Annotated in this window: 13 protein-coding genes; 4 read left to right on the top strand and 9 right to left on the bottom strand. The window is 70.5% G+C overall.

The genetic code is table 11. The features are described 5' to 3' along the window. Positions 1 to 196: 196 nt before the first annotated feature. A complete protein-coding gene (locus AC3CF1_RS32600) occupies positions 197 to 571 on the top strand; it encodes a DUF5988 family protein (protein ID WP_354982792.1) in 375 nt (124 codons plus the stop codon). 79 nt (positions 572 to 650) lie between these two features. On the opposite strand, the gene AC3CF1_RS32595 is transcribed toward AC3CF1_RS32600, so the two are convergent. Both AC3CF1_RS32595 and AC3CF1_RS32590 read right to left on the bottom strand, forming a co-directional pair. Further along, complete coding sequence (locus AC3CF1_RS32595; protein WP_099852477.1) at positions 651 to 1,403, bottom strand: ABC transporter permease; 753 nt, start codon at positions 1,401 to 1,403, stop codon at positions 651 to 653. A 13-nt stretch (positions 1,404 to 1,416) separates the two neighbouring features. Beyond that, positions 1,417 to 2,385 carry an ATP-binding cassette domain-containing protein gene (locus tag AC3CF1_RS32590; protein ID WP_088947707.1) on the bottom strand — a complete coding sequence of 323 codons (969 nt, stop codon included), beginning with the start codon at positions 2,383 to 2,385 and terminating at the stop codon, positions 1,417 to 1,419. Positions 2,386 to 2,599: 214 nt separating this feature from the next. On the opposite strand from AC3CF1_RS32590, the gene AC3CF1_RS32585 reads away from it, so the two are divergent. Continuing rightward, the gene (locus tag AC3CF1_RS32585) at positions 2,600 to 3,457 is read left to right on the top strand and encodes a metallophosphoesterase family protein (protein WP_231927350.1); all 858 of its coding nucleotides are present in this window, start codon (positions 2,600 to 2,602) and stop codon (positions 3,455 to 3,457) included. 156 nt (positions 3,458 to 3,613) lie between these two features. Here the strand turns inward: AC3CF1_RS32585 and AC3CF1_RS32580 are convergent, their stop codons facing one another. Genes AC3CF1_RS32580 through AC3CF1_RS32570 form a run of 3 tightly spaced genes read right to left on the bottom strand, consistent with a single transcriptional unit; the run spans position 3,614 to position 8,603 of the window. Then, positions 3,614 to 6,388 (bottom strand): helix-turn-helix transcriptional regulator, encoded by a 2,775-nt coding sequence (locus tag AC3CF1_RS32580; protein WP_354982791.1) that lies wholly within the window; start codon positions 6,386 to 6,388, stop codon positions 3,614 to 3,616. A gap of 45 nt (positions 6,389 to 6,433) precedes the next feature. Continuing rightward, on the bottom strand, positions 6,434 to 8,206 hold the full coding sequence (locus tag AC3CF1_RS32575; RefSeq protein WP_488452018.1) for a 2-isopropylmalate synthase: 1,773 nt from the start codon (positions 8,204 to 8,206) through the stop codon (positions 6,434 to 6,436). A 58-nt stretch (positions 8,207 to 8,264) separates the two neighbouring features. After that, entirely contained in the window at positions 8,265 to 8,603 is a 339-nt protein-coding gene (locus AC3CF1_RS32570; RefSeq protein WP_099857337.1) for a hydroxyisourate hydrolase, read from the bottom strand. 273 nt (positions 8,604 to 8,876) lie between these two features. On the opposite strand from AC3CF1_RS32570, the gene AC3CF1_RS32565 reads away from it, so the two are divergent. Next, positions 8,877 to 9,056 (top strand): hypothetical protein, encoded by a 180-nt coding sequence (locus AC3CF1_RS32565; protein ID WP_088947704.1) that lies wholly within the window; start codon positions 8,877 to 8,879, stop codon positions 9,054 to 9,056. A 106-nt stretch (positions 9,057 to 9,162) separates the two neighbouring features. Here AC3CF1_RS32565 and AC3CF1_RS32560 read toward each other — a convergent pair whose 3' ends face one another. The 4 genes from AC3CF1_RS32560 to AC3CF1_RS32545 form a co-directional block, all read right to left on the bottom strand. Then, entirely contained in the window at positions 9,163 to 12,378 is a 3,216-nt protein-coding gene (locus AC3CF1_RS32560) for an AfsR/SARP family transcriptional regulator (RefSeq protein ID WP_354982789.1), read from the bottom strand. A 253-nt stretch (positions 12,379 to 12,631) separates the two neighbouring features. Next, on the bottom strand, positions 12,632 to 14,071 hold the full coding sequence (locus tag AC3CF1_RS32555) for an AMP-binding protein (protein ID WP_488452017.1): 1,440 nt from the start codon (positions 14,069 to 14,071) through the stop codon (positions 12,632 to 12,634). A 162-nt stretch (positions 14,072 to 14,233) separates the two neighbouring features. Continuing rightward, positions 14,234 to 14,848 carry a YdeI/OmpD-associated family protein gene (locus tag AC3CF1_RS32550; protein ID WP_488452016.1) on the bottom strand — a complete coding sequence of 205 codons (615 nt, stop codon included), beginning with the start codon at positions 14,846 to 14,848 and terminating at the stop codon, positions 14,234 to 14,236. A gap of 86 nt (positions 14,849 to 14,934) precedes the next feature. Beyond that, positions 14,935 to 15,582 (bottom strand): TMEM175 family protein, encoded by a 648-nt coding sequence (locus tag AC3CF1_RS32545; protein ID WP_488452015.1) that lies wholly within the window; start codon positions 15,580 to 15,582, stop codon positions 14,935 to 14,937. Positions 15,583 to 15,740: 158 nt separating this feature from the next. On the opposite strand from AC3CF1_RS32545, the gene AC3CF1_RS32540 reads away from it, so the two are divergent. Next, the gene (locus tag AC3CF1_RS32540; RefSeq protein WP_488452014.1) at positions 15,741 to 16,460 is read left to right on the top strand and encodes a VOC family protein; all 720 of its coding nucleotides are present in this window, start codon (positions 15,741 to 15,743) and stop codon (positions 16,458 to 16,460) included. The last annotated feature ends 42 nt before the right edge of the window (positions 16,461 to 16,502 follow it).

Genomic DNA, 16,502 nt, shown 5'->3' with positions numbered 1-16,502 from the left:
GTCGCGACGGACCCTCGCGCGCCCCGACGGCACCCCGATACCGGTCAGCCGGTAGGGGTAGGTAGGGGATATCTACGGGGGTGCCCCGGGAGTCATTCTCAATACACAAAGCACGGAGCAGAACGGGACGGCAGCGAGGAAGCGCCGATCCGGGCTCCGCCGGAAGGACCGGGTGACTCTTCGGGAGGGCAGAACAATGACCACGACGCTGTTGACGCCGATCGATGCTTCTACTGACGCTTTCGGCCCGCCGGCCGAGCTGAGCAGGTTCCTGGGTCAGCACTACTTCAGCCACGACGCCGCCAACCCGGCGACCAACCCGCCGCTGGACTTCGAGAAGGCGGCCTTCCACTCCCGGACGGTGGTGACCGCCGAGCAGCTCACCTCCGTGGTGCAGGTCAACCTCGTCGGTGGGCCCAGCGTCATCCCGCGCAGCCTCGTCGTCAGCAAGACACTGGCGGCGAACGAGAAGCTGAAGATCTGCCACCTGGACGGGTACGAGCACTTCGAGCGTGACGCGGAGCTGGGCAACGTGTTCGTCTGGTCGATGCGTACCTCGATGGCTTTCTGACCAGCGCCGCCGGCCTCGGTGCCACGGCCCCTGCGGGGGGCATGGCGCCGAGGCCGGCGGCGTTGGGGGGTGGCGCGGTTCAGGCGAGCTGGCGGCGCAGCAGCCGCAGGGACCAGGTGGTGCTGAGGACCAGCAGGCCGATCGCGACCAGCGCGCCGATCAGCACGATCTGCTGGTCGTAGTTGCCGCTGATCAGCTCACGCTCGGCCTCGACGACGTAGCTGAGCGGGTTGGCCCGGGACAGGTAGTACAGCCAGTCCGGGGCGCGGTCCATGGGCAGCAGCACACCGGACAGCAGCATCAGCGGCACGACGATGCCGCTGACCACCGGGGCCAGCGCGAACTCGTGCTTGAGTTTGAGCGCCAGGCCGTAGGAGGTGAAGCCGACCGCGACCGCGGTGATGGCGAGCAGGACCAGCCCGGCCAGGATCGGCAGTACGCCGGCCCGGAAGCCGAGGATGAACGCCAGCCCGATCATCAGGATGGCCTGGACGAGCAGGAGCACCACGTCCTTGAGGACCCGGCCGGTGAGCAGGGCCACCCGGCTGAGCGGGGTGACCTGCATCCGCTCCAGCACTCCGGAGCGGGTGTCCGGGATCAGGGAGAAGCCGGCGTTGGCGGTGATGAACAGGGCGAGCTGGATGAGCATGCCGGGGACGAACCACTGCCAGGAGCTGAGGCCGCTCTCGTCGGTGGTGTCGCTCAGCAACGGCCCGAACAGGACCAGGTAGACCAGGGGCACCGCGACACCGACGATCAGCGTGCCGGGGCTGCGGAGGGCGGGACGGACCGCCCGGTCGAACGTCAACCAGGTGTCTCGCAGGAACGACATGGGGATCCTCACTTCACAGGCCCGGGAACGCCGGGGCGGTCTCGCTGTCGCGAAGGCTGCGCCCGGTGACGGTCAGGAACACGTCGTCGAGTGTCGGCCGGCTGGTTCGCACCGAGAACACGTCGACGTTGATGCGGTCGAGTTCGCGCAGCAGTCCGGGCAGCACGCGGTCGCCGCGGGCGATGCGGAACCGGACGGTCGCCCCGTCGACGGTCACCTCCGTCGCGCCGTCGAGTCGCTCGGCGGCGGCGGCGGTTTCCGGGGACGCGGAGGTTTCCAGAGTCACCAGATCGCCGTTGACCTGGGCCTTGAGCTCGTCGGCGGTGCCCTCGGCGACGATACGACCGCCGTCGATGACGAGAATCCGGTCGCAGAGGCTGTCGGCCTCGTCCAGGTAGTGGGTGGTGAGGAAGACCGTCGTCTCGTAGTCGCGGCGCAGGTTGCGGATGTGGTCCCACAGGTTGCTGCGGCTCTGCGGGTCCAGTCCGGTGGACGGCTCGTCGAAGAAGACCACCGGCGGCCGGTGCAGCACGCCCATCACGATGTCGATGCGTCGCTTCTGGCCGCCGGACAGGGCACCGATCATGCGGTCCTCAAGGCCGGTCAGGTCGTACTGGTCCAGCATCTCCGCGACCCGGGCGCGGGCGACCGACGCGGACAGGCCCTGGAGTCGGGCGTGGGTGACCAGCTCCTCGCGGACCTTGTACTCGACGCCGGCCGAGGAGTTCTGGCCGACGTAGCCAATCAGCTTACGGACACCGGCGGGGTCGCTGAGCAGGTCGCAGCCGCCGATGTTGGCCTCACCGGAGGTGGGCCGCAGCAACGTGGTCAGCATCCGCAGCGTGGTGGACTTGCCGGCTCCGTTGGGGCCGAGGAAGCCGACCATCTCGCCGGAGGAGACGTCGAGGTCGATGCCGCGTACGGCTTCGACGGTGAACTTGTTGATCTGGAACGTCTTGGTCAGACCGCGCGCCTTGATCATCGGTGGTCTCCTCTCGACAGGGATCCCACCGTCGGCGGAAATCCTCGAAAACGGCGCTGGTACCGGCATTCGCCTATCGCAACCAGCATCGGGAGAGGCCTGGGCGCGGACAACCCTTAGCGGGCCCCCTAGCTCCCGTAGGCCAGCTCAGATGGCCCGTGATCCGGTCCGCGACCGTTCCGGTCGGCACCGGTCCGCGCCTACGATCGTCGTCGTGAGTGTTCCCGGTACGGTCCCGCACGGCAGGTTGTTGGCGATCAGCGATCTGCACGTCGGCTATGCCCGCAACCGGGAGACGGTGCTCGGGCTGCGCCCGGGGCACGCCGACGACTGGTTGATCGTCGCCGGCGACGTCGGCGAAAAGATGGCCGACGTCCGGTGGGCGCTGACAGTGCTCGCCGAGCGCTTCGCCACGGTGATCTGGGTGCCGGGCAACCACGAGCTGTGGACGCCCGCCGACGACCCGGTCCAGTTGCGCGGCGAAGAGCGCTACCGCGAACTCGTCCGGATGTGTCGTGACCTGGGCGTCGTCACGCCGGAGGACGACTTCCCGGTGTGGCGCGGGGCCGGCGGCCCGGTCGTCGTGGTGCCGCTGTTCGTGCTCTACGACTACACGTTCCGCCCGCCGGGCACCACGAAGGAGCAGGCGCGCCACTGGGCCGAGTCGGCCGGGATCGTCTGCACCGACGAGTTCCTGCTGCACGCGGACCCCTACCAGGGCGCCGACGACTGGTGTCGGGCCCGGCTGCGGGAGTCCGAGCGGCGCCTCGCCGCGTGCGATCCGGCGCTGCCGACCGTGCTGGTCAACCACTTCCCGCTGACCCGGGAGCCGACCTGGGTGCTGCGCTATCCGCAGTTCGCCCAGTGGTGCGGCACCACCGGCACCGCGAGGTGGCACCTGGAGCACCGGGCGGCCGTGGTGGTCTACGGCCACCTGCACATCCCGAGGACCACCCTGGAGGACGGGGTCCGCTTCGAGGAGGTCTCGCTCGGCTACCCCCGCGAGCAGGACCTGTACGGCCGGCACGGTGACCCGCTGCGTGTCATTCTTCCCGCCGGCGAGCCGTCCTGACCGAAGCGGGCGCACCCCCGTCGCATGGTCGCTTCCCCAAGCCAGCCCCGCCCGGTTCGCGCCAGCCCGTTGGCCGTGCGCACCCCCGCTGAGACAGGCCCGCGCACACCGCGGCCCCGCCACGCGTCGACGCGGTGCGGGGCCTGGTGTGCGGGGTCAGACGGTCGCGGACAGGTCGAGTTCGAGGTGGGCCGGCAGGTCGGTACGCCCCACCACGCCGAGCTTGCGGTAGATGCGCGTCAGGTGCTGCTCCACGGTGCTCACCGTGATGTAGAGCTTGTCGGAGATCTCCCGGTTGGTGTAGCCGATCGCGGCCAGGGCCGCGACCCGGCGTTCGGCGTCGCTGAGCATCGCGGCGCTGCCGGTGACGCTCGGCTGTGCCGCGGCGGTCTCCTTGTCGTCCCAGCCGATGTCCCGCGAGAGCCGACGGAGCAGTGGCTGTGCGTCGCACTCCTCCGCCAGGGCCCGGGCCCGCCGGCCGATCATTCCCGCCCGCCGCGACTCACCCAGAGCGTGGTACGCCTCGGTCAGGTCGACGAGCACCCGGGAGTGCTCGTACCGGTCGGCGCCGGACTGCAACAGGTCGGCCGCCTGCCGCAGCAGCATCGGCCGGTGCCGCAGCTGGCTGGTCGCGGCGAGCAGGCGCAGCGCCGAGCCGTGTACGCGCGGCATGTCCTTGCCGCAGCGACCCAGCTGATCCTCGATGAGCCGGCGGGCCTGGTCCGGGCGTCCCATCCGCAGCAGCGCCTCGGCGGCGTCGGTGCGCCACGCCACCAGACCCGGAGCGTCCAGCTCCCAGGTGGTCATCAGCTCACCGCACTTCTGGAAGTCGCGCAGCGCCAGCGGCAGGTGGCCGGTGGCCATGCTGTAGCGACCACGCGCGTGCAGGTAGTGCAGCCCGTACCGGGTCTGGAACATCGTCTCCGGAACCGGCTGGTCCAACCACTCGGCGACCTCTTCGAAGCGACCCATCGCGGTGCAGGCCGTCACCAGGCTGGCCAGCGGCACACCGACGGCCACCCCCCAGCTGCTCGGCGGCATGATCTCCAGGGCCAGACGGGCGTGCCGGGCCGCGCCAGGCAGGTCACCGAGGCGCAGAGCCACCTCGGCCCGGATCGCGGAGAGCCGGGCCTGCCGGCTGGGTGCGCGCCGGGTGTGCGCCTCCTCGATGAACAGGTCACACCACGGCGCGGCCTGCTCGGCGTGCCCGCCGTAGGTGAGGGTGAGCAGGGCGCTCTCCACCGTGTCCAGGCTCATCTCGTCGAGCCGGGAGCTGCGCAGGATGCGCTCGACGACCCCGGCCACGCTCTCCGACGGGGTGGCGCTGAGCACCGTGGACAGCGCGTTGGCGGCTTCCAGGCGACGGCTCGCCGAGACCGTGGAGACGGTCACCGGGGCCGGCCGGAAGTGCTGGGCCAGCGGTGCGTACGAGCAGCGCAGCCAGGGCCGGGTCATGGCCAGCTCACCGGCGGCGGCCGGGTCGAGGTCCACTCCGGTGGCCGCGAGGTGCTCCAGGATCACCTCCGCCTCGGCGAGCTGCCCGTGCCACAGCAGCGCCTTGGCCAGGATCACCGCGTCGCTGCCCTGGAGGAAGCCCTTGTCCAGGGCCCCGGCGAGCTCGGGCAGGTAGCTGCTGGAGGAGCTGGGGTTGACCCGCCACTCCGCGCGTACCAGAGTGGTCATGATCTTGATTTTCTGCCGCTCGTCGGTGCAGGCCCGCCAGGCCAGCTTGAGGTAGCTGACAGCCGACTCCACCTGACCCTCGCGCAGGGCCTGCCGGGCTGCGTCCTCCAGCGCCGCCACTCCCCACGCCTCGCTGGCCTCCTTGGCGCACAGCAGGTGCTCGGCCACGACCCGCGCGGACGCGCCGCCGTCGTAGGCGAGCACCGCCGCGCGCCGGTGCAGCTCCGCCCGCTCGTCCTGGTCGAATCCGGCGAGCACGGCGGCCGCGGCCACCGGATGCCGGAACCCACCGAGGGTGAAGATGCCGGCCGTGGTCAGAGCCCGCATGGTCTGCGCGACCACGCCGGCGTCGGTGCGCAGGAGCCGGTCGAGCGCTTCGGTGTCGGCCAGCACGGCGACGCCGCGGGCGACCTCCAGCAGCTGCGGATCGCCGCGGCGCAGGCAGGACACGACGGCCTGGGCGTACCGCTCCCCCACCACCACCTCGTCCGGCGCGGCGCCGGTCTCCTCGGTGGCGGTCTGGTAGTCCTCCAGTAGGCCGCTGACCAGCAGAGGGTTACCGCCGGTGAGCTGGTACCACTGGCCGGCGAGCCGTTCGGCGACCTCCGCTCCGACCGTCTCGGCGGCGAGCTGCTGGACGCCGAGGCCGGTGAGCGGGGTCAGCTTGACCCGGCTGCCGTGCCCCGGGCGCAGCAGTTCCGCCTGCCAGGACGGTTCCGCGCTGCGTCCGAACTCGGTCTGGGTGAAGGCGACCAGGACCGGCGCGAACCGGGCGCGGCGGGCCAGGTACGCCAGGCAGACCACCGAGGCGCGGTCGGCCTGGTGCACGTCGTCGACGAGCAGGGCCAGCGGGTAGCGCTCGGCCAGTTCCAGCAGGATGGTGCAGAGCCCGTGCACGATCTGCACGTCGATGTGCTCGTTGTCGTCGCGGTTGCCGGCGGCCAGGGCCGCTACCGTGCCCTCGTGCAGCAGGCTCATCGCCCGCTCACGCTCACGGTCCTGCAGGGGCGCGTCGTGGAAGAGCTGGCTGAGCAGCGCCAGGGGCAGGTTGCGCTCGGCGTGGGCGCCGCTCGCGGTGACCGCGAGTGCACCGAAGTCGACCGCCCGGTCGGCCAGGGTGTGCAGAAGTTCGCTCTTGCCGGTGCCGACGGTGCCGGTGATCATCGCCACCCGGCCGCGGCCCGCGACCGCCTCGGTGAGCAGACCCTCGAGGCCGGCCACCGCCTTGTCTCTTTCAACGAGTCCCATGTGGATCTCCCCAGGTCTGGTGTGGTGAACGGCCTCGATTGGTGTTCAGCCGGCCAGGTTGAGGCCGACGGTGCCGGCCAGGACCGGGCGCAGCCGGGGCGGCGCGGGGTGCATCGCCGGGGCGTCGAGATCCCCGACGGTTTCCAGGGCGTTGCCGGAACGGAGGGCGCGGCTGAGCGCGGCGCGGACGGCGGCGAAGGCCGCGGTGTCCGGCTCGGCGTCGATGCCGACCCCCCAGACGGTACGGGTGCCGAGACGACACTCGGCGTAGACGACCACGTCGTCGCGCTCGCACACGGCACCGACCCCGGTGCGGTGCACGGCGCGCACGTCGATCCCCCAGGACAGCATCGTGGTGCGGATCTGCTCGACCGCGTCGGCCCGGGCGGCGCCGACGGTGAACCCGCCGCCGACGTGCAGCTCGGTGGCGACCATGTCGCGGAAGCGCAACGGCACCGACAGTGGGCGCTGCACGACGTACTCCTTCAAAAACAGCTCCCCGATGCGGGCCGGTGGGATCTCCACCCCGGCGGCGTCGGCCTGCGCCTGGACCACGCCGGCGAATTCCAGCTGAAGGTCGCGCGGCAGGCGCAGACCGTGCCGGCTGGCCAGCACGTAGGCGACGCCGCCCTTGCCGGACTGGCTGTTGATCCGCACCACGGTCTCGTAGGTGCGGCCGACGTCCTCCGGGTCCAGCGGCAGGTACGGCACCTCCCAGGGCAGGTCGTCGACGGACGCGCCGATCGCCATCGCGGCCCGGGCTCGCTCGTCGAAGCCCTTCTTGATGGCGTCCTGGTGGGAGCCGGAGAACGCGGTGTAGGCCAGGTCCCCGCCGTACGGGTGGCGCGGGTGCACCGGCAACTCGTTGCAGTACTCGACGGTGCGCCGGATCCGGTTGATGTCGGAGAAGTCGATGCCCGGGTCGACGCCCTGGGTGTAGAGGTTGAGCCCGAGCGTGACCAGGCAGACATTGCCGGCCCGCTCGCCGTTGCCGAACAGGCAGCCCTCGATCCGCTGCGCGCCGGCGAGGGTCGCCAGCTCCGCGGAGGCGACCCCGGTGCCGCGGTCGTTGTGCGGGTGCACCGAGAGGCACACGTGCTCGCGGCGGGACAGGTTGCGGTCCAGCCACTCGATCTGGTCGGCGAAGATGTTCGGCATGGTCCGCTCGACAGTGGTCGGGAAGTTCAGGATGATCGGCCGGTCCGGCTCCGGCTGCCACACGTCCATGACCGCTTCGCAGACCTCGAGTGAGAACTCCAGCTCGGTGTCGTTGAACAGCTCGGGCGAGTACTGGTAGCGCAGGTCGGTGCCGGCGAGGGTGCGTTCCGCGTACTTCATCATCAGCCGTGTCCCCTGGACCGCGAGGTCCAGGCACTCGGCCCGGGTCATGCCGAAGACGACCCGGCGAAACAGCGGCGAGGTGGCGTTGTAGATGTGGATGCGTGCGCGGGGAGCGCCGGCCAGGCTCTCCACGGTGCGGCGGATCAGCTCGTCGCGGGCCTGCGTCAGCACCGTGATGCAGACGTCGTCCGGAATCAGGTCGTCCTCGATCAGCAACCGGACGAAGTCGTGATCGTCCTGGCTCGCCACCGGGAAACCCACCTCGATCTCCTTGTAGCCCATCTCCACGAGCAACCGGAACATGGCCAGTTTCCTGGCCGGGCTCATGGGGTTGGCCAGCGACTGGTTGCCGTCGCGCAGGTCGGTCGAGAGCCACCGGGGCGCGGTGGTGACCGTACGGCTCGGCCACCTTCGATCCGGCAGGCTCACCGGAGCGGCGGGCAGGTAGCGGCCGGCAGATCGTCGACTCGGGTTCACGATGGGTTCCTTTCCTCGCGGTGAGGAGCCGGGACTCGCGGCCCGGGCGCCACCTGACTCATCCCCGGGTGCCGAAGTACATCGAGTACGAGTAGGGAGTGAGGAGCACCTGGACCTGGCAGGTGTCGGACTCGTCCTGGACGCGGAAGGTGACCGCGATCTCCGGGTAGGCGGCGCTGACGCCGAGGCCGGAGAAGTAGTGGTCGCTGTCGAAGACGATCCGGTAGGGGCCCCTCTCCAGAAGCTCTGCCGCCCAGTCGTCGATGTGGCCGTCGGGGTCGGACTCCGCGTCGGCGACCGGCTTCCAGCCGCCGTCAGAGGCGCGTTCGAGTCGCGCCCGGATGCCCGCCGCGGGGCGGCCGAACACACCGTCCAAAGCTTGCGCCGAAACACTCATGTCGTTTTCACCTGCCAGTCAGTCCCGTCGCTCGTGCCCGCAGTGCGAACGGGCGACGGTTGGTTGCCGGATTCCCGGCCTTGGGCAGAACTGTGCGCCGGCTGGCTATCGGATGGCCTTCGCCGTTCTATCGCCGGCTATCCGCCGCTATCCGATAGCGGTGATAGGGGTTGGCAGGTGAACAGATAACGCGGTGATGGGGCTCGTTCCTACGTTGGTGACATCGCCGAACACGGCGGAACGAAATCCCCCCTCAGCTGGAGGAACATCGCCATGCGCAACAACGTCTCGATCACCGTCAAGGCCCGTATCGCCCTCGCCGTCGTCGCCGCCGCCATCACGGTCGGGCTGTTCGGAGCGACCGCCGCACAGGCCGACGGCGCCACCGCCCCGGCCCCGGCGGCCACCCCCACGCCGAGCACGACCCCTTCCCCCAGCCAGCCCTGGGGCTGATCGTCACCGCGTGGGGTTCCGGCGGGCCATCTGATCAACGGCCACCGGGCGCACGTCCCGAGGGGGCCCGGTACGGCTGACGAGCCGGCCGGTAGCACCCCGAGTTTCAGCCCTGACGAATACCCTGCACCACCGAGGAACCGCTGCCCGTGCGATCCGGCCGTTGCGGCCGAGGTTGACGCACCAGCGGAACCACGTTGTCTCGCACCGGTTCGGCCGCCACGGACGCCGGGTGGTCCCGGCCGCCGGCCGCCACGTACGCCTCGGTCAGCTTGGTCAACACCCGCTGCTCGAACTTCGGCGCGCGGATGCCTCGGAACAGTCCCAGTGCGCGGTGCAGGTGCACCACCGCCTGCGTCGCGTAGCCGCGTTCGAGCGCCAGCTCGCCGAGAGCCAGCGACACCCGCGCCTCGATGAGTCGCTCGCCGGCCGTGCTCGCCAGGCTCAGCGCGCTGTGCAGCGCGGTTTCCGCAGCGACCAGATCACCGGCCGTCATGTGCGCCACGCCCATCCCGTGCAGTGCGTACGCCTCACCGACCGGGTCACCGATGTCCTGGACGACCGCCAGCGCCTCGGCGAACGCGCTCGCCGCCGCGAGAGGATCCCCGGTGTTGAGGTAGGTGTCTCCCATCCGGTGCAGCACCTGTGCCTCCACGCGACGGCTGCGGGCGCTGCGGCTCAACGCCAGCGCCTCCGGCAGGATGCTCAGCGCCTCGTGCGGATTGCCGCTCTCCGTGTGCACCTGCGCCAGGCTGTGCAGCACGTAGGCGGCCGCGCCCAGGTCGCCGCTGCGCCGGAAGCTCGCCAGCGCGTGCTCGTAGCGGGTGGTGGCGGCCGGCAGGTCGCCCCGGATCCGGTCGGCGAACGCGATGTTGCGGGTGACCAGCGCCAGCCCCTGCTCGTCGCCGAGCCCACGGAAGATGGCCCCGGCGGCTTCCAGGTCGCGGCGCGCCTCGTCGAACCGCTGCTCGGCGAGGCACAGTGAACCGTTGGAGTAGAGCATGGCGGCCTGTCCACGGCTGTCACCCGCCGCCAGGCTGGCGGCGAGCGCGACGCGGTGGGTCTCCCGCCAGTCGTTGAGGTAGATGCGCGGCTCGAAGAGGGTCACCGCGGTGTGGGCGAGCGTCCAGCACAGATCGGTGAAGCCGGCCTGCGCGGCCTGACGCACACCGGCGACCAGCGAGTGCCGCTCCCGTTCGAACCAGTTCAGGGGATGGGTGACCAGCTGGCCGGTGAGCCGGTCCGGCAACGGCCAGCGCGGGGCGTCGCTGTTGAGGACGAAGTAGGCGCCGCCGTGCAGGCCGCAGTGGGCGGCCTCGGCGAGGAACAGCAGGGCACCGAGCACCCGGCACAGGGCGGCGTTGCGGTCGGCGACGGTCTCCTCGGCGGCGAGGCGTTCGCGGGCGAAGACCCGGATCAGGTCGTGGAACCGGTACTGCGGGACCTGCCCCGGCCCCATGCTGGTGCTCTCCACCAGTTGCGCCTCGGCGAGGTCGTCCAGCAGGTCCTGGGCGTCCATCACGGGCTCGTCCAGCAGTGCGGCACTGACCCACCCGGAGAACGACGGGACGTCGAGGACCGCGAGTCGACGGAAGAGCCGGCGGGCCTCCTCGGTGAGGCTGTCGTAGGTGAGCGAGATGCTGGCCCTGATCCCCATCCCGCTGTGCTTCAGCTCGTCCAGCCGCCGCGCCTCGTTGTCGAGCCGCTCGACCAGGTGCTCGACGGTCCAGTGCTGGCGGGCGGAGAGTCGGGCGCCCGCGATCCGCAGCGCCAGGGGCAGGTTCCCGCACAGGTAGGCCAGTTGCGCGGCCGCGGCGGGCTCCTGGTCGATCCGTTCCCGTCCGGCGACGTGCGCCAGGAGTTCCAGCGAGTGCTCCTCGTCGAAGACGTCGACGTCGAGGTGGATAGCGCCCGGCAGCCCGGCCAGGCGGCTGCGGCTGGTGACCAGCACCGCCGAATGGGGGGTGCCGGGCAGCAACGGCAGCACCTGGCTCTCACCGGCCACGTTGTCCAGCACGATCAGCATCCGGCGGTCGGAGAGCAGGTCACGGTAGAGCTCGGCGCGCTCCTCCAGCACTTCGGGCATCGCGGTCCCGGGGACGCCGAGGGTCCGCAGGAAGCGTTCCAGCACCTGCATCGGGCCGACGCGCTGTGGGCTGCGGCCGTGCATGTCGGCGAACAACTGGCCGTCCGGATACCGCGCCGCGGCCCGGTGCGCCACGTGCACGGCGAGGGTGGTCTTGCCGATGCCCGGTTTACCGGCTGCCACCACGATCGGCACCGCGAACTGCGTCGGGCTCTCGGCGGCCATCAACAGCTGCTGCTCGATCACGTCGATCTGCTTGGACCGGCCGGTGAAGTCGGCGATGTCCGTGGGTAGCAGGCAGGGCACGGTGACCGGGACGACCGGCTCGGTGGGAGTGACGATCACCGGCGGAGTGATCGCGCCGAGGGGAAGGTCGTCCACCGGTGCGACGACCAGCGCCGGCGGGACCGGCACGGGCAGCAGCGGCGCGGGTGAGATCGGCGCTGGTGGGAGGGCCGAAGGCGGGGCGGGCGCGGGTGAGACCGGTGCGGCGAGTTCCTCGTCGGAGGTGAGGATGGCGTGTTCCAGTTGCTGAAGCCACTGGTTCGGTTCGAGGCCCAACTCGTCGATCATGGTGCGGCGGGCCTGCCGGTAGACGCCGAGAGCTTCGGCCTGACGGCCGGATCGGTACAGGGCGAGCATCAGCTGGCCACGGAGCCGTTCGCGCAGCGGGTGCTGTTCGACCAGGTCGGAGAGCTCGGGGATGAGGTCGCGGTGCCGGCCGAGTTCGAGTTCGAGTTCGACGCAGTCCTCGTGGAGGTTGATCCGCCGCTCGTCGAGGCGGTTGGCCGCGGACTGGACCAGCCGGCTTTCCAGCCCGTAGAGGGCACGGCCACGCCACAGAGCAAGGGCGGCGCGACTGTGTCGGACCGCCTCGTCGAAGTTCTGGCTGGAACGGGCCCGGCGACCGCCCTCGACGAGACTGACGAACCGGTCGAGGTCCAGGTCGCCATCGGTGACCCGGAGCAGATAGCCCTGGGACCGGGTGACGATGGTGTCCGGATGGTCGTGGGTGTTGAACAGGCGTCGGAGCGCCGAGACGCAGATCTGCACCTGGGCCCGCGAGGTGCTGGGCAGGTCATCGCCGTAGATGGCCTCCATCAGGCGCCCCACCGGGACGACCCGGTTGGCCTCCAGCGCCAGGCTGGCGAACACGATCTGCTGCCGGTGTCCGCCCAGGTCCAACCGACTGCCGTCGATCAGAACCTCAAGCGGCCCCAGAACCCGTACCTCCACGAGCACCTCCCTCGCGGTGACGCGACGTCGGAGTCGCTCGGTGCCGTACTTTCGGTCGGCTGGGGATCCAGCCCTGCAACCGTAGCGAGTCCGGCCTGGAGATAGAGACATCTAGATACACGACTCACCCCCCGTGTTCGCCTAGAGACTACGAGCAGTCACCACGGGTCGAAAATATGAGAGCCGGTTAGCTGACCGAAGGTCCCAGCCGAACTCGACCTTTCGGCCAGGCAGGTCATCGAAATGCCAGGTGTCAGTTACCGCCCGGCAACGTCCCCGATTCCATCAGCGACAGTAAAGTTGTCTTTTGCACCTTGCCGAGGGCGTTACGCGGTAACGATTCCACCAGGTGGACACGGCGCGGCCTTTTGTGCCGGGCCAGCCGCTTTTCCACATAGGTCACCAGCGTACGAGCTGCCAGTGACCGCTCGCCGACGATGAACGCCACCACCTCCTGGCCCAGGTCGTCGTGCGGGGCGCCGACCACCGCCACCTCGCGCACCTGCGGATGGGTGAGCAGGCAGTCCTCGATCTCACCGGCACCGATCCGATATCCGCCGCTCTTGATGATGTCGGCGCTGGCCCGCCCGACGATGCGGTATTCCCCCGCCTCGCTGACCGTCGCCACGTCGCCCGTGCGGAACCAACCGTCGGCGGTGAACGTCTCAGCGGTCTTGTCGGGCAGGTGCAGGTAGCCGTCGAAAAGCGTCTCGCCACGGATCTGCAACGCCCCGAAGGTCTGCCCGTCGGCCGGCACCGGCGCACCCGCGTCGTCCACGAGCCGGGCCTGCACCCCGCGTACCGGACGGCCGACCGACCCGACTCGACGAGGGCCGTCGGCGCGCGTACTGAGCGTTATCAGGGTTTCGGTCATGCCGTACCGCTCGACGGGCCGGTGCCCGGTCAGCCTCTCCAGCTCGGCGAAGACCGGCGCGGGTAGTGGCGCGCTGCCGGAAACCAGCAGCCGGGCCGCGGACAGCGCGCGGGCGGCCGTCGGCTCGGCACAGATCCGGCTCCACACCGTGGGCACCCCGAAGTACAGCGAACCGCCGGCGGCCGCGTACCGGCCCGGGGTCGGCCGCCGCGTGTGCACCAGCGGCGAGCCGACGCGCAGCGGCCCCAGCAGACCCAGGATGAGACCGTGTACGTGATAGAGCGGCAGACCCTGCACGAGGACGTCCTCGTGGGTCCAGTCCCAGGCGTGCGCGACCGCGTCGATACCGGCCCGGATCGCCGCGTGACTCAACAGCACGCCCTTCGGCGGGCCGGTGGTGCCACTGGTGTAGAGGATCAACCCGGTCGTGGACGGGGCGGGGCCGCTCGTCGGCACCTCACCACGCCGGCCCGGGTCGACCGGCACCACGGGTATCGGACAGTCCGCCAGCACCGGCGCGTCCGGTTCACCGGCCAGCAGCAGCTGGGCCCCCGAGTCGGTGAGCACGTGGGCGAGTTCGGCCGCGCCGGTGTCCGGCGGCACCGGAACCACCGCCACCCCGGACAACAGGCCACCGACGATGGCGGCGACCGTTGCCACGCTCGGGGTGGCGAGCACCGCCACCGTCCCGGCCCCGGCGATGTCGGCGGCCACCGCGCCCGCAGCGGCCCGCAACGCCTCCCGGGAGATGGCGTCGCCGTCGACGCGTACGGCGTCCGCACGATCGGGCACATCTCCGGACAACGACGGCAACAGCATGGCCAGCCCCCTCGCGGCCGCACAAACGCAACCGAAGCTGAATCTACGGACCCGGCCGGCGTCGGCCCACCCCTAACTCCTGACACGGCGGATCCCCGTCGTCGGCCCACCAGTCATTTGGTACAGCCGTTGCGCCTCTGCCGCCGCCCTCGGACGGATGCGCTATGCCGATGGCGGCGGATCCGCTGGTCTGGCCTTCTGCGGATAGAACGTCTCGTGGCGGGCCAGCATCGCGACGAATTCGCGGATCTTCCGCTCCCGCGTCTCAGCCCGCTTGACGCCGTTGACGCGGTGGATGAGAGCGAATCGATTGGCCTTGGTGAGGACGTCGAGCATGGCCTGGGCAGCGGGGTCGGCGGCGATCGCGGCGAGAAGGTCGGCCGGCACCTCGGCCTCCGAGGGTGGAGCGTAGGCGGCCGCCCACCGCCCGTCCGCCTTCGCGGCGTCCACCGCGGCGCGGCCCGGAGGCAGCATCCGACCCTGCTCCTCCAGCCGAGCCACGTTGGCGACGTTGCGCTGCGACCACGAGCTGCGGGGCCTGCGTGGGGTGAACCGGATCCAGGAGCTCTCCTGATCCCGCTTACGGGCCTGCCCGTCGATCCAGCCGAAGCACAGCCCCTCGTCAACCGCCTGTTGCCAGGTCAGCGTGGTGACGGTGCCGCCCTTCCTGGCCAGTGCGAGCCAGACACCCGGTGACGTGGCGTGGTTGGCCAACAACCACGCCCGCAGCCCGTCGCCGTCCGCGACGATCAACTCATCCAGTTCAGCTCCCGCCACGACAGCAGGCTAACCCGAAGCCGACCGCGTCCACACCGGGACACCCAACGGTCCGGCGATCCGCGAACGTCGGGGGTCGTGGGGGGCTAGCCGGGCCGCTCGGTGGCCGTGTCCTCGCCGTACTCGCCGCGGATGGGGAGGTAGTAGGCGGGCAGGAAGCCGGCGATGATGACGACGCCCGCGATCGGCACGAACGCGCCGACGAGGATGCCGGAGCCGATCCAGACCAACGCGAGCGCGAACCTACGGCCGATGGCCCGGATACCGAAGGGGCCCAGGTCGGGGTCCAGCAGTCTGGCGCGGCGGAGATGGGCCCAAATGACGTTGAACAGGGCCGCCGCCGTCCACAGTGTGGCGCCGTAGACGACGACCGCGACGCGCAGACCCTGTTCCGCGCGCAACGCGTCGGCGAGCAACGACGTGGAGAACGGCAGGAAGGCGATGACCATCAACAGCAGGGTGTTGAGGAACAGGACCTCCCGGTCGACGTGCCGGACCCGGTCGAACATGACGTGGTGGTTGACCCACACCTGCCCGATGAGCAGGAAGCTCAGCGCGTACGCCAGGTACGACGGCCACAGCGCGCCGAGGCCCCGCAGGAGATGCCCGAAGTCCTGCGGGGGTTGGATCTCCAGCACGAGAAGCGTCACGGCGATGGCGAACACAGCGTCGCTGAAGGAGATCAACCGACCGGGTTGACGCACCAGACGAGGATTGTCGCTCTTGGACCGCACGCCCTGATTATGCGGTGACGAGGCTTCTGCCGGAGTGCTGATCGCCGGAGGGCGCTGCCGCAGCGACGCATCGGCCGCATCACCCGATCGGACCGCTGAAGACGACGATCGGTTATTTCCATGTGCGACAGGCCCTCCGCGACGCCTAGGAATAGGCCATGACCAACGAGGTGACCGTTCCCCTGCTGCCCTGTGCGTCCATCGACGACATCGTCACCTTCTACGCGGCTCTCGGATTCCACTCCACGCACCAACAACGCAAGCCCAGCCCGTACGTGGCGTTGCGGCGCGAGGATCTGCATCTGCACTTCTTCGAGATGACCGGGTTCGACCCGGAACAGTCCTACGGCTCCTGCCTCGTCCTCACCTCAGATGTCGGGGAACTGCACCGGGCGTTCGCGGCGGGCATGCGGGCCGCGTACGGCAAGGTGCTGGTGTCCGGCATGCCACGGATGACGCGGCCCCGGGCGCGGAAGAACTACGACGGTCTGAGCGGGTTCAGCGTCATCGACCCGGGCGGCAACTGGATCCGCGTCGTACAGAACGCCACCACGACGCCCGCGCCAGCCACGACGCCCGACGGACGACTCGCCAAAGCCCTGGCGAACGCCGTCGTGCAGGCCGACTCCAGGGGCGACGTCCACCAGGCCGTCCGGATCCTCGACAGCGCGCTGGCCCGGCCGCAGGCCGACGACGACCCGGTCGCACAGGTGGAGGTTCTCGTCTACCGCGCCGAACTGGCGATGGTGCTGCACGACCAGGAGACCGCGACGGAGATGCTGAGCCGGGTCGATCGTGTCGTGCTCACCGCGGACGAGACCGCGCGGGCAGCGTCCGCGTTCGACACCGCCACCGACCTCGCAGAGGCGATGCGGTGATCCGACGGCACCGCCCGGCCCGCGCGTGAAGTCCAGAGGATC

The sequence above is a fragment of the Micromonospora sp. MGP-C2 genome (assembly GCF_057766525.1).
The sequence above is the reverse complement of the archived record's forward strand: the minus strand, read 5'-3'. Positions and strand labels throughout refer to the sequence as shown.